At 62.9% G+C, this 12,475-nt stretch carries 12 protein-coding genes; 6 read left to right on the top strand and 6 right to left on the bottom strand.

The features are described from left to right. The first annotated feature begins 60 nt into the window (after positions 1-60). Positions 61-2,175 (top strand): NAD-dependent DNA ligase LigA, encoded by a 2,115-nt coding sequence (ligA, locus tag ACYU7Q_RS04355; protein WP_460608209.1) that lies wholly within the window; start codon positions 61-63, stop codon positions 2,173-2,175. Between the two features lie 138 nt (positions 2,176-2,313). Continuing rightward, the gene (locus tag ACYU7Q_RS04350) at positions 2,314-2,835 is read left to right on the top strand and encodes a hypothetical protein (protein WP_460608208.1); all 522 of its coding nucleotides are present in this window, start codon (positions 2,314-2,316) and stop codon (positions 2,833-2,835) included. Positions 2,836-2,901: 66 nt separating this feature from the next. Here ACYU7Q_RS04350 and ACYU7Q_RS04345 read toward each other — a convergent pair whose 3' ends face one another. Beyond that, positions 2,902-3,837, bottom strand: a complete 936-nt coding sequence (locus ACYU7Q_RS04345; protein WP_460608207.1) for a polysaccharide deacetylase family protein — start codon at positions 3,835-3,837, stop codon at positions 2,902-2,904. Between the two features lie 171 nt (positions 3,838-4,008). On the opposite strand from ACYU7Q_RS04345, the gene dapA reads away from it, so the two are divergent. After that, on the top strand, positions 4,009-4,893 hold the full coding sequence (gene dapA / locus ACYU7Q_RS04340) for a 4-hydroxy-tetrahydrodipicolinate synthase family protein (RefSeq protein WP_460608206.1): 885 nt from the start codon (positions 4,009-4,011) through the stop codon (positions 4,891-4,893). Here the strand turns inward: dapA and ACYU7Q_RS04335 are convergent. From ACYU7Q_RS04335 to ACYU7Q_RS04320, 4 genes are all read right to left on the bottom strand, one after another. Continuing rightward, positions 4,888-6,180 (bottom strand): O-antigen ligase family protein, encoded by a 1,293-nt coding sequence (locus tag ACYU7Q_RS04335; protein WP_460608205.1) that lies wholly within the window; start codon positions 6,178-6,180, stop codon positions 4,888-4,890. The two genes, dapA and ACYU7Q_RS04335, sit on opposite strands and share 6 nt — an antisense overlap. Before the next feature lie 44 nt (positions 6,181-6,224). Then, the gene (locus ACYU7Q_RS04330; RefSeq protein ID WP_460608204.1) at positions 6,225-6,968 is read right to left on the bottom strand and encodes a (Fe-S)-binding protein; all 744 of its coding nucleotides are present in this window, start codon (positions 6,966-6,968) and stop codon (positions 6,225-6,227) included. A 12-nt stretch (positions 6,969-6,980) separates the two neighbouring features. After that, complete coding sequence (locus ACYU7Q_RS04325; RefSeq protein WP_460608203.1) at positions 6,981-7,832, bottom strand: hydroxymethylglutaryl-CoA lyase; 852 nt, start codon at positions 7,830-7,832, stop codon at positions 6,981-6,983. Between the two features lie 67 nt (positions 7,833-7,899). After that, the gene (locus tag ACYU7Q_RS04320; RefSeq protein WP_460608202.1) at positions 7,900-8,433 is read right to left on the bottom strand and encodes a TapB family protein; all 534 of its coding nucleotides are present in this window, start codon (positions 8,431-8,433) and stop codon (positions 7,900-7,902) included. Between the two features lie 168 nt (positions 8,434-8,601). Here ACYU7Q_RS04320 and ACYU7Q_RS04315 point away from each other — a divergent pair, with 168 nt between their 5' ends. From ACYU7Q_RS04315 to ACYU7Q_RS04305, 3 genes are all read left to right on the top strand, one after another. Then, the gene (locus tag ACYU7Q_RS04315; protein WP_460608201.1) at positions 8,602-8,844 is read left to right on the top strand and encodes a hypothetical protein; all 243 of its coding nucleotides are present in this window, start codon (positions 8,602-8,604) and stop codon (positions 8,842-8,844) included. Beyond that, positions 8,837-9,175, top strand: a complete 339-nt coding sequence (locus tag ACYU7Q_RS04310; RefSeq protein WP_460608200.1) for a hypothetical protein — start codon at positions 8,837-8,839, stop codon at positions 9,173-9,175. Before ACYU7Q_RS04315 ends, ACYU7Q_RS04310 begins: the two co-directional genes overlap by 8 nt. Positions 9,176-9,259: 84 nt before the next feature. Further along, positions 9,260-9,913, top strand: a complete 654-nt coding sequence (locus ACYU7Q_RS04305; RefSeq protein ID WP_460608199.1) for a cytochrome c oxidase subunit 3 — start codon at positions 9,260-9,262, stop codon at positions 9,911-9,913. 95 nt (positions 9,914-10,008) lie between these two features. On the opposite strand, the gene ACYU7Q_RS04300 is transcribed toward ACYU7Q_RS04305, so the two are convergent. Further along, positions 10,009-12,303: a T9SS type B sorting domain-containing protein gene (locus ACYU7Q_RS04300; protein ID WP_460608198.1), complete on the bottom strand. Its 2,295-nt coding sequence runs from the start codon at positions 12,301-12,303 to the stop codon at positions 10,009-10,011. Positions 12,304-12,475 lie beyond the last annotated feature (172 nt).

Here is a 12,475-nt window from a genome sequence, read left to right as displayed (position 1 = left end):
GCCGTAGCTTGCGCCCCTTGTTATAATTGACTTCGATTTGCCGCGTCCGGCACTCCCATCATGCCCGATACTCCCGCCATTCAGCACCGCATTCAGGCCCTCACCGAGCAGCTGCACCACCTCAACCACCAGTATTACCAGCTCGATATTTCGGAAATTCCGGACCAGGAATTCGACCAATTATTAGCCGAATTGCAGCGGCTTGAAGCCGAGCACCCCGACCTGGCCCTGCCCAACTCGCCCACCCGGCGCGTGGGCGGCACCATCACCAAGCAGTTTCCCACGGCGGTGCACCGCTTCCCCATGCTCAGCCTGGGCAATACCTACTCCGAGGACGACCTGCGCGAGTTCGATGAGCGGGTGCAAAGAGGCTTGGAAGGCGCACCCTACGCCTATGTCTGCGAGCTGAAAATTGACGGCGTAGCCATGAGCCTGCACTACGAGCACGGCCAGCTTGCCCAGGGCGTGACGCGCGGCGACGGCACCCGCGGCGACGTAGTGACCGCCAACGTGCGCACCATCAAAACCCTGCCGCTGGCCCTGCGCCCCGACCCCGACCAGCCCCAGGATTTCGAGGTGCGCGGCGAGGTATTCATGCCGTTGCCGGTGTTCGAAGAGTTGAACGCGGAGCGCGAGCAAAACGGTGAGGCCTTGCTGGCCAACCCCCGCAACGCGGCCAGTGGCACCCTCAAGCTCCAGAACTCGGCCCAGGTGGCGGCTCGCAAGCTGCGCTTCTACGCTTACTCGCTGCTCACGCCGGGCCGGCACTTCGCCAGCCACAGCGCCGCTCTGGAGGCACTGACGGCTTATGGCCTGCCCGTGTCGGATACCTGGCGACGGGCTTCCAACATCAACGAAGTGCTTGATTTTGTGCACTACTGGGCAAAAAAGCGTTTCGATTTGCCCATGGCTACCGATGGCATCGTCATCAAGGTCGACAACCTGCGGCAGCAGGACCAGCTGGGCTATACCGCCAAAAGCCCCCGGTGGGCCATTGCCTACAAGTACCCCGCCGAGGCCGCCCGCACCCGCCTCAACGACGTGCTCTACAACGTGGGCCGCACCGGGGCTGTGACGCCCGTGGCCGTGCTCACGCCCGTACCGCTGGCCGGCACCGTGGTGAAGCGCGCTACCCTGCACAACGCCAATCAGATTGAATTGCTCGACCTGCGCCTCGGCGACATGGTGTACGTAGAGAAGGGCGGCGAAATCATCCCCAAAATCACCGGCGTAGACCTGGCCGCCCGCCCCGCCGATGCCGTGCCCATCCAGTACCCCACGGCTTGCCCGGCCTGCGGTACGCCATTGGTGCGGCCCGAGGGCGAGGCGCACTTCCGCTGCCCCAATGAGCGCGGCTGCCCGCCCCAGCTCAAGGCCCGGCTGGAGCATTATGTGAGCCGCAAAGCCTTGAATATCGATGGCCTCGGGGCCGAAACCGTGGGCCGCTTCTTCGAGCTAGGCATCGTGCGTACGCCGGCTGATATCTACGACCTGCCCGCCCGCCGGCCCGAGCTGGTGACGCTGGAGCGCCTCGGCGAGAAGAGCATCGATAACCTCATTGCCGGCATCGAGGCCAGCAAGCAGGTGCCATTTCCGCGCGTGCTGTTTGGCCTGGGCATCCGTTACGTGGGCGAGACGGTGGCTCAGAAGCTCGCCGCTCACTACCGAAGCATCGACGCGCTGATGGCCGCTACGGCTGAGGAAATGGCCGCCGTGCCCGAAGTGGGCGGTGTGATTGCCGTAGCCGCTGCGCATTGGTTTCAGCAGCCCGAAAACCGGGAGCTGGTGGAGCGCCTGCGTCAGGCTGGCGTGCAACTGGCCGTAACCGGCGAAGCGCCCGTGCCGGCATCCGACCGACTGGCCGGGCTCACCTTCGTCATCTCGGGCGTGTTCGAGCAGCACAGCCGCGAGGAGCTGCAGCACCTCATCACCTCCAACGGCGGCAAAATCACGGGTTCCATCAGCAAGAAGCTGAGCTACCTGGTGGCCGGCGACAACATGGGACCTGCCAAGCGCGAAAAAGCCCTGGGCTTCAAAGTCCCCATCATCTCCGAAACCGACCTGATGGGCATGCTGCCTGCTGATGCGGGAACACCCGAAGATGCTGCCGATACCCAAGCGTTGGCGCCGCCCGCCACCACGACAGGGCCGGGCCAGCAGGGCTCCCTTTTCTAGAACAAGCGGCTGGGAAAATTAGGAAAAGGCGGCAGGGAGGTCGACACCCCAATATTCAGCTTGGTTCGATGCAAATAGTTCGGCTAAGTTTTTGTCTATCGGCTGAATTACCGACCTTTGACCTCCATTTTCCCATCCATGCGCGCACTTCTTCTTTTTGCATTCCTTTTGGCCCAGGCCTTGTGCGCCCCGGCCCTGCGGGCGCAGTGTGTCGGGTTGGCCGACCTGCAGGCCATCGGAGCCGAGCCCACGGCCCTCACGTCCCCGAAAGTGGTAACCGACCACCTCACTTTTGAGTGGACGTACGTCGGTCCCTCCGCCACGGTGCGCGAAGCAGCCTGGACGTTTGTGCCGTCTGGTAGCACCGCGCCCTCGGCCCGCCTGCAAATGCGCGCCCAGCGCCCCGGGCAGGATGTGGTGCTGAAAACGACCCAGGCCAGCTGCGTGCGCGAGCTAAACCGGGAGCTCAAAAGCCGCAAGCTCACCGCCCAGCCCGTGACCTGCCCCAACTGCGAAGCCGTGCGTTACCAAGGCCCCGACTTTGAAGCCACCATCTACAGCCAGATGAAGGGCGAGTTCCCCTTCGTGGTAGTGGTGCACCAGGTACCACCCGGCATGCCGCCCGCCGCCAGCGGCACCGGCGGCGTAAAAGCGCCTTGATTATTCACGCATAAAAAAGCCCCCGCCAGCAACTGGCGGGGGCTTTTTTATGAAACGGAGCGTCGGTTAGAACGACTGCACGATGTTGTTGCGCAGCGTCTTTGGGCTCCAGTAGCCGCTGGCGATGATACGGCGGATGGTGAAGAGCGGGTCCTGCTGGTCGCGCTTTTCGGCCAGCGAGAAGGCGGCCACGAAGCCGCGCTTCTTGAGCTCGGGGAAGGCCTGGGTGTTCCAGAGGCCGAAGGGGTAGGCGAAGTAGTTGATTTTCTTGCCCGTGATTTCCTCCAGCGTTTTGGTGGGCTTGTCGATTTGGGTTTCCCAGTCCTTGCCCTGGTATTTCTTCACGTTGTGGTGGTCCCAGGTGTGCGAGCCGATAACATTGCCCTCGTCGGAAAGCTGCTTCACCATGGCCTTGGTCATGTAGTGGGGGCGGCCCAGGCTCACGGTCATCACGAAGTACATGGCCTTGTAGCCGTACTGCTCCAGCGTGGGCCGGGCAATGGTGAACTGGTCAAGGTCGGTGTCATCAAAGGTCAGCATGATGGGCTTGCTCGGCAGCTTGGCGCCGGTGGTCATGTAGGCGTAGAGCTGGTCGGGCGAAATGGTGTGGTAGCCCGAGTCGGCCAGCATCTTAATTTGGGCTTTGAACGCTGCGATGGGCACGATGTAGTCCTTGGCGCCTTTCGAGTCGCGGGCCGTCCAGTCCCGAATCTGGTGGTAGCAGAGGATGGGCACCTGCGGCCGGGCCAGGATGGCGGCTGCATCGCCGGCCTTGCTGGCCGGGATGGAGCTGGGAGCCGGGGCGGGCGTGGCGTTGGCCTCGTCGGTGGCCGTGGCTTTGGTGCCCGAAGTTTCAGCGGCAGCGGGGTCGGCGGCCGAGTCGGCGGGGGCGGCCGAAACCGTGGCGTTGCTCTTGGCAGCTTCGCCGGTGGTGGCGGTTTTAGAATCGCAGGCAGCCACGGCGAGGGCCGCCAGCAGGAGGGAAGCAGAAGAAAATTTCATGGAAACACGCACGAAGCCGGGCTTCGCAACTAGGGAATAAGGGGATGATTTCAAGTGGTAAGCCCGCTATGCTTCGCGATGCTCTGCATGACGCATGTAAAACAGCGCTGCTGAATAGCGGGCCGGTCTGCTACTTTTGCAGCCCACAAAACTAACTCCCAAACTCCCGGCATGAACAAATCTGGTTCCCGTCTTCCCGCGTTTCATGGCACGGGCGTGGCCCTGGTCACCCCCTTCACCCCCGAACATGCCGTGGACTACGCCGGCTGGCGCCGCCTGCTCGATTTCTGCATCGAGGGTGGGGTTGAATACCTGGTGGTGAATGGCACCACCGGCGAGTCGCCCACCACCACGGCCGCCGAGAAAACCGAACTGCTGCGCGTGGCCAAAGAGCACGTAGCGGGCCGCGTGCCGCTGGTCTACGGCATTGGCAGCAACGATACGGCCGCTGCCGAAGAAGCCCTGCGCACCACCGACCTCAGCGGTGTGGCCGCCATCCTCTCGGCCAGCCCGGCCTACAACAAGCCCAGCCAGGCCGGCATCATTGCCCACTACACCCGCCTGGCCGACGCCAGCCCGCTGCCCATCATCCTCTACAACGTGCCCGGCCGCACGGCCTCCAACATCACCGCCGAAACCACCCTGCGCCTGGCCCAGCACCCCAACATCATCGGCATCAAGGAGGCCAGCGGCTTGATGGAGCAGTGCCTGGCCATCGCGGCCCGCAAGCCCAAGAACTTCCTGCTGCTCTCCGGCGACGACATGCTCACGCCCGCCCTCATTGCCTGTGGCGGCGAAGGCATCATTTCGGTGCTGGCCAACGCCTTCCCCAAGCGTTTCGCCGACCTTACTCGTGCCGCCCTGGCCGGCAATTTCGCCGCCGCCCGCGAGGGCCTGTTCCACCTGCTGCCCCTCAACCCACTTATGTACGAGGAAAGCAACCCCGTGGGCGTAAAAGCTGTGCTCGAAGCCCTGGGCGTGTGCGGTGCCGCCGTGCGCCTGCCCCTGCTGGAAGCCACCGAGGGCCTGAAAGACCGCATCCGCAAGGCACTATAGGGCACCGGCCCCGACGGTTTTTCGGCGCTCGCCGGCATCAATGGCGGCGAGCGCCTCGGTGGCGCGGCGCTCGCCGGCCACTATCAGAAAGCCATAGCCGAACACAAACAGGTTCAGGCCCAGCTGCAGGTCCAGGGGGGCATCAACCAGCATGCTGGTGGCCTGCATCAATATAAACAGCCCGATGGCTGGCTGCCGCCGCGCCCAGGGCCGGGTGAACGGCCAGAACATCACGGCTAGCAGCAGAGCCAGGCCCAGCACGCCGCCGCCCACCATGGCCTGCAGGAACTGGTTGTGAACTTCGATGCGGTTTTCGGGCCGCAGGCCGAAACCCTGCCAGTCGTACTGGTTCATCATGGCTGCGCGGGCATCGGCCGGGGCCACGCCCAACAGCCAGTGCTTTCGAATGACCTGATGGGCCGTCTCGATGGCCACCAGCCGCCGCGACAGGGACGTTTCGTTGATATCGTTCCCATCCGTGAACTGGCCCACGTCCCAAAACGTGGAGTCCACGCGCAGGTGAACCGATTCGAGCCCCCGGTAGGCGGCCCACGGCCCCACTACCAGCAGCACCAGCAGGCCCAGGCCCAGCGCCAGGTTGCGGCGTAGTAGCAAGCGTACTACCACCGCCAGCAGGCCCGTATAAAACACGAGCAGGCCAGTGCGGTAGGCTAGAATGTGCAAGGTAAGAACTGCCAAGGCCGCTGCCGCTAGCAGGGTCGCCCGTAGCAGCAGGTGGGCTAGCGCTTGCCGCCGCAGTATCAGGCCCCAAAAAGCGGCCAAGGCCAGCATCACCCCGAAGGTAATGTGAAAAATGTGGGTGAATACCGGCATATTCCGCCCAAAAAAGATGTCCTCATTGGCCGAGGTGGGGTTTTGCCAATATTGCACCAGCGTGGCCAGTCCTACAGCCGCTACCCCCAGCACAAACGTGCTGCCCACCGCCAGGCGCTGCCTCCGCGTGAGGGGCACGGCCAGCGTGAAGGCCAGTGGCACGGCCAGCCAGGTGAGGTCGCGGAATAGTTCGTGTCGCCACACCAGCAGTTCGGTGGTATAAAGGCCGCTTATCAATAGAAAGACGACTACGGCCGCCGCCCGCATGGCCGCCCCATTGCGGAAATAGCCCGGAATGGCCTGCCGTAGCTGCGGATTGGCCAGGGCCGCTACCACCCCCACGATGGGCGCAATGGCAATCAGCGCCCGGGAGGCCAGCAGGCCTGCAATGCCCGCCAGACAGGCCAGCAGCAGCAAATACTGCGAGAGCCGGCCGGATAAATAATGCTGCACGAAAAGAATAAAGAAGAGAAAACAGGAATAAGGACGGGCACCGATTACCAGCCGCTGGCCAGCACATCGGCCACGTGCAGGCACTTCAACGGCAGCTTCTCCTTTTTAATATAGGATTCGAGGTGCATGAGGCAGCTCACGTCGGTGCTCACGATGAAGTCGGCCCCGGTGTCGAGGGCGTGCTCTACTTTTTGCTGGGCCATGGCTACGGAAATAGCCTCAAACTTGACCGCAAACGTGCCGCCGAAGCCGCAGCAGGTGGTGGTTTCGGCCATTTCGAGGCGCTCCAGGCCGGCCACGGCGTCCAGCAGCTGGCGCGGCTGCGCCCGCAGGCCGCACTCGCGCAGGCCCGAGCAGGAGTCGTGGTAGGTGTACTTGCCGGCCAGCCGCGCCCCCGGCACGGCCGTAATGCCCAGCACATCGACCAGAAATTCGGTCAGCTCATACACGCGGCCCTGCACGGCTTGGCAGGCGGCCTGTTCGGGCCGGCCGGCGTACAAATCGGAATAGCTGTTGCGCACCATGCCCACGCACGAGGCCGACGGACTCACGATGTAGCGCTGGGCATCGGCGGCGGGGGCGGCAAAATCGGTGAGGAATTTGTCGGCCACGGCACGGCTCTGGTCCACGTAGCCAGCGTTGTAGGCCGGCTGGCCGCAGCAAGTTTGGTTGGGGTTGTAATTGACTTTTACGCCCACCCGCTCCAGCACGCGCACCATGTGCATGGCCGTGGCCGGGTAGAGCTGGTCGACGAAGCAGGGAATGAAAATATCGACGGTGGTCGGCATCAGCACGAAGTTTTAATGAAACCCAAAGACCCGGCCCGCCGCCGCCTGGGCCTGCCCGAACGCCGCCGGGTCCAGTCCCGAATCTACTCCCTTTTCGGCCAGAAAAGCCAATAAATTCTCCGTAGCCATGTTGCCCGTCAGCTCATCGGCCGCCATGGGGCAGCCCCCAATGCCGCCAATGGCCCCATCGAAACGGCGGCAGCCGGCCGCGTAGGCCGCAGCCACCTTCTCTTGCCAAGAGGTAGGCGTGGTGTGCAGGTGCGCCCCAAACTCAATGCCCGGGAAGGCCGGAATCAAGGCGGAAAATAGCGGCTCAATGGTGGTCGCTGTGCTGGCCCCGATGGTATCGGACAGTGCTACGATGCGGATGCCCAGCGCCGCCAGCTTAGCGGTGAAATCGGTCACGATTTCCGGATTCCAGGCATCGCCGTAGGGGTTGCCGAAGCCCATGGAGAGGTAGGTGACCAGCGTTTTGCCGTGCTGCTCGCAGCGCTCGTGCATGGCGGCTACCTCGGCCAGCGCTTCGGCCGGGCTTTGGTTGGTGTTGCGCCGCTGGAAGGTTTCGGAAACGGAAAGCGGAAAGCCCAGGTAGCTGATTTCGGGATGTTGCAGGGCAGTGTCGGCCCCGCGCAGGTTGGCCACGATGGCCAGGAGCTTGGTGCGGGTGGTGCTCAGGTCGAGGCCGGCCAGCACTTCGGCGGTGTCGCGCAGTTGCGGAATGGCTTTGGGCGACACAAAAGAGCCAAAGTCCAGCGTATCAAACCCCACTTGCAGCAGCGTGTTGAGGTAGGCGGTTTTGGTGGCGGTGGGAATGAAGTCGGGCAGGCCCTGCATGGCGTCGCGCGGGCATTCGATAAGCTTCATGGGCAGCAGGAGTGAGGAGGCGGGTTTGGAGGCCCCAAAGGTAGCAGCCTGCGCCGTGGGCCGTGCGCTACCGCAGCTTGCTCAGCACCCGGCTTTGCAGCAATTGGCCGTTGCTATCGTAGTAATCGGTTTTGATGAGGCCGACGGCGGGGGCGTAATAATCGACCTGCTTGCCGCCGCTCTTCATGTTCAGGCCGGGCAGTGGCGCGTTGGTCAGGTCATATGGGCTTGCAACCGGGTAGCAGCTGAAAGTGCCGGCTGGTACCGACACCAGCGTTGGGGCCATGCTCCTCCGGCACTGCATCAGCGTGGCCTCCAGTTTCGCCTTCGCAGAATTACTCATTGGGGCCCCTGCCCCGGCCGGGGCTACGATGGCCTTGCCCTCAGCATCAAGCAGCTCGTATTGAAGGTTCTGGCCTTCGCCCAGGCCCGCGGAAGCGGCATCGTCGGCAAATGGGCCGCTGGGCTCAAAAGTCAGGTCGGAAATGTCGGCGATGCGGGGAAAGCGAGCGGCTTCTTTGGAAAGCTGGGCCTGGGCCGGAGCCGAAATCAATAGTAAAAAGACCGCCGCGTAAGGGGAGCGGATATTGGGAAAACTCATTGGACGAAAAATAATGATAGCAGTCGGAGGGGCTTTACGCAGGATTCCGGCGTGGCGGATGAAGCAGCAACTCTGGCTTGCGCATTGCGTTAGCAGGGGCAAAGGTCGTACTTTGCGGCCGGCGGGCCTGTTGTGGCCATTGGTTTTTCATCCTCTTTCTGCTGTTTTATGCCTGATTCCTCCTCTTCCAACTGGGCCGATATGGCCGCCTCGCTGCTCAGTAAACTCTCGGGCGGCGTCGAGCTAAGCTGCGCCTTCGACCAAATGGAGGTGCAAGTGCCCAACCCGCAAAACCCCAACGCCCCCGCCGCTACCTGGAAGCTAAACGGCTCCCTGCGCATCCGCACGCGGGGCGAGCAGCCGGCCGCGCCCCAATTGCCCACCAGCAGCACCTCTACCCCCGGTGCCTAGCGCGCTCGAAATCGAAGCCCAGCTGGTCATCAACTGGAATGGCCATGCGTTGCAGCTGGCCGCCGCCGGTACCTACCTCATCCTGAACATCCCCAGCCAGCAGGTGCTCGACGAGCTCACGGCCAGCCCGCCCAAGCCGCCGGGCGCTCCCAAAACCCCCAAGGCCAGCGGCCCCGACCCGCTCCAGCAAATCAATGACCTGGCCCGGCAGCTGGGCTGGGTGCTCGACCTGCGCGTAGGCGGCAAGACCTACGTGACCTTCGGCGTGCAGCGCACCCCCAAAATCACGCTCAATGCCGTGCTGGGCAAGATTGGGTCGTTCTTTAAATAGCGCAACTTTCGGGCAAATCCGGGTGACTGTGCAACTAATTATCACCTGGTTAGTTTTGGTAGTAGGCCTCCTTGGCACTACCTCATGAACTCCGAATTCGAACATAATAAGCAGGTTGGAGCGCGGCACAACTCGTCGTCGTTTGGCCGTATCGAACGCCTGCCGCCGTTGCTGGTGGCAGGCTATCTGGCCATGGTCGCCATCACCATTATGTTCGTGATGCTCGTGGCGGCCTACGTGACCACCCGCCTGCGCAGCGGGGTGCCCACCGGGCTGCACGCGCTGCCCCGCTACTTTTCGCTCAGCACGATTGTGCTGCTGGTGAGCAGCTACACCATGGGCCAGGCCCGTCGCCTTTACGCGCAGGACGACCTGGGCAGCCTAACCCGTTGCCTGGGGGCCACGCTGCTGCTAGGCTGCATATTCGCTGGCCTGCAAGTGCTGGGCTGGCGCGAGCTGATGACGCAGGGCGTGCTCTTTCAGGGCCGCACCAGCACCAGCAGCGGCCAGTTCATCTACCTGATTTCGGCCCTGCACGTGGCCCATTTGCTGGGCGGCATGCTGTTTTTGCTGGCGCTGCTGCTGCGCGTGACCCACGCCGGCCGTGACGCCGTGCGCTCGCTCGTGTTCATTCGCAACCCGTATTACCGGCGGCAATTGCAGCTCATGAGCACGTACTGGCATTTCATCGATGTGCTGTGGGTTGCCCTGTTTGCTGTCTTTCTTTTTATGTATTAAAATTGAAAAGTCCTGCCATTGATTATTGATTTTCAATGCAAAGGGCCGCTTCAGCTGGAGCGGCCCTTTGCATTGAAAATAGGGGGAAGGTTCGTTCAAGGCTTCACCTCCAGCCAGCCTTTGAAAGAGCGGCCATCGGTGTAGGTTACCAGATAGTAGTAGATACCGCCGCTGCCTTCGCCGGGCCAGTGAAATTCCCGGTCGTGCGACTCGAATAGCTGCTGCCCCCAACGCGAGAAAATCCGGACGTTGGCGAACTGCTCGTCGCAGAAGTTGAGCGGAAGTTCCGGCAGGCGGAATTCGTCGTTCACCCGGTCGCCGTTGGGGGTGATGATGTTGTAGAGCTTCAGCTCCGGCGAATCGGGCCGGATAATTTCGAAGCGGACGGTTTGCTTCTGGGGGGCGGGCCGGCAGGTGGCATCCACCAGCTGGAAGGTCACCTCCAGCGGGCGGTGCAGCACCACGGCATCGCAGCTCACATCCCAGCGGAACGTACCGGCGGCCACGCCCACGCCATTCTGGGCCGTGAAGTGCATGCCGGCTTCAGCCAGCGAGAAGTTCTCGCTGGTGGCCGTTAGGGTCAGGCCGTCGCGGTCGGCATCGACCCCGGCCAGCGTAGTGGCGAACGTAGCCCCCAGCGGCAGGCGCACCACAGGCGGCAGCCCTGTGCCCGTGGGCAGCGGGAAAGCCGGGCTGGCCGTGAGCACCGGTGGGGTATTGGCATAGCGGACGATAATTGGCACCGAAACCGTAGTCGCCTGTCGCGCTTCACAGGGCGAAGTGGCTGCCGCAAACTGGAATACCAGCAGCGAATCAGTCCCCACGGCCCGGCAGTCCACGCGCCAGCTAAAGCGGCCCAGCTGCTGGTTGCCGGCCGTGGCCTGGGTGAGAGAAGCCCCCAGACTGCCAGGAGAAAATCCCCGCCCGGTCATTTCCAGTTGAATGGGGTCGTTGTCGGGGTCGGCGCCGGTCAGATTGAAGGTTACCAGGTCGCCCACCCGCACGTGCAAGGGCAGTGCTGGCCCGGCCGTGGTGGTGAGTGTCGGTGGCGAATTGGGCGGCGGCACCGACGTGAAGGCCACGCGCACGGTATCGCGCTTGGGCAGGCTGCAACCATCGTCGCCCACCACCACATCCAGCAGAAAAACCTTGCCGTGGGTGTTGATGCAGTCGGGAAAGCAGAGGGTGGCCGTCAGCGTGTCGGGCTGACCCGGGCTGCGCACCGCGCCGCTGGTGGCTGTGGTGAAAGCCGGCAGCAGGCCCGAAAAATTGACCGGGCTGAGCGACAGCGCGAGGCGTGAGTTCGGGTCGGGGTCGGTGAAGCGCAGGCGCACGCAGTGGTTGCCGCCGGGTACCAGGTGCAGGGTATCGCGGCCCGGTCGGTAAGGCGCGTTGCTGGCGGTGGCCGGCAGCAGTACCATGCTGGGCTTGGTGTTGGTGGGGCAGTTGAGGACCATGAGCTGGAAGTCGCGGCGCGACTCGCCAATTTTTTCGCCTTTGCGATATTCCGAGCAGCTCACGCCGAACACGAATAGGCCCAGGTTGCTGGGCCGCACCGTGAGCCGCCCCGTAAAGCGGTTAATTTGCAGCGTAGGCGTGCCCGGAATCTGATTCAGAGTGCCTAGGGGCGGCAGCGCCGGCTGGCCGGGCAGGGCCGGGGCCGGCGGCTGCCAGGTAATGGTGGAGTAAGGGCCCGGCGAGGCCGAAGCCGGCTTCGGCTGACCGGCACTGGAATGCCCGTTGAGCGGGGTCACCAACTCATACACCAAGGAGTCCTGGTCGGCATCCTGGCCCCCGAAGTCGTAGTAGAACAACTCGTTGCGGCAGGCATAGTCGGCCAGGGGCGGGAAGATGCGCGGCGTAGAATCGTAGAAGGGTTGGCCGCGCCGCACCACCGACGGAAACTCAAGGTAGAAGGTTTGGGCTGCCGCGCCAGGGTCCACAATGTTGCTGATGGAGTTATTCCGGCAGCAGCGCTCCACGGCCGCGTAATAACCCTGTGGACCGTTGTAAGTACCAGCCGGCAGCGTAATCATCTTGCTGTATACCAGCTTGCGGGTGCTGAGCGTGGGCTTGGCGCAGGCGGGGTTGGTGTAGCTAACGAAGGTGTTGCTGGTGAGGGGCAGCAGCACGTTCATCATCCGGTTGTTGGTGGCCTTGTCGAAAATGCTGGCCGTCAGGTCGGCATCGAGGGCACTGGGACTGCCGTTGTAGGCATCAAAATATAAGTTGAGCAGCAGGGTGTAGGATTCTCCGGTATTGTGCACCAGCTCCATTTCGCCCCCCACGATGTGCGTAGCCCGCGCCGGCCCTGCCAGTCCCAGCCAGCCGAGTATAAATACCAGCAAGCCAGCTAAAAATGGGTGAGGCAGGTGGGGGCGGTAGAGCATGCCAAAAGGAAAAAAGCAAATTAAATCCTGATAAAGCCGAAATATACGCCCGCCCGGGTCAATAGTAAGCAGGACACTACCCCTTGTTGGCCAAGCCATTTATACCTCAGCTAACGTACCTTCGAATACTTGATTTCCCACCGGCACAAGTCGGATTCAATTTCATCAATTC

The sequence above is a fragment of the Hymenobacter terrigena genome, from assembly GCF_054776515.1.
This window is presented reverse-complemented; position numbering and strand designations above follow the sequence as displayed.

Bases quoted from the DNA above. Each gene is read 5' to 3' on its own strand.
- ACYU7Q_RS04350 (WP_460608208.1), top strand. From the start codon at position 2,314: ATGCGCGCACTTCTTCTTTTTGCATTCCTTTTGGCCCAGGCCTTGTGC.
- ACYU7Q_RS04305 (WP_460608199.1), top strand. From the start codon at position 9,260: ATGAACTCCGAATTCGAACATAATAAGCAGGTTGGAGCGCGGCACAAC.
- ACYU7Q_RS04320 (WP_460608202.1), bottom strand. From the start codon at position 8,433: ATGAGTTTTCCCAATATCCGCTCCCCTTACGCGGCGGTCTTTTTACTA.
- ACYU7Q_RS04300 (WP_460608198.1), bottom strand. From the start codon at position 12,303: ATGCTCTACCGCCCCCACCTGCCTCACCCATTTTTAGCTGGCTTGCTG.
- ACYU7Q_RS04345 (WP_460608207.1), bottom strand. From the start codon at position 3,837: ATGAAATTTTCTTCTGCTTCCCTCCTGCTGGCGGCCCTCGCCGTGGCT.
- ACYU7Q_RS04315 (WP_460608201.1), top strand. From the start codon at position 8,602: ATGCCTGATTCCTCCTCTTCCAACTGGGCCGATATGGCCGCCTCGCTG.
- ACYU7Q_RS04325 (WP_460608203.1), bottom strand. From the start codon at position 7,832: ATGAAGCTTATCGAATGCCCGCGCGACGCCATGCAGGGCCTGCCCGAC.
- ligA (WP_460608209.1), top strand. From the start codon at position 61: ATGCCCGATACTCCCGCCATTCAGCACCGCATTCAGGCCCTCACCGAG.
- dapA (WP_460608206.1), top strand. From the start codon at position 4,009: ATGAACAAATCTGGTTCCCGTCTTCCCGCGTTTCATGGCACGGGCGTG.
- ACYU7Q_RS04330 (WP_460608204.1), bottom strand. From the start codon at position 6,968: ATGCCGACCACCGTCGATATTTTCATTCCCTGCTTCGTCGACCAGCTC.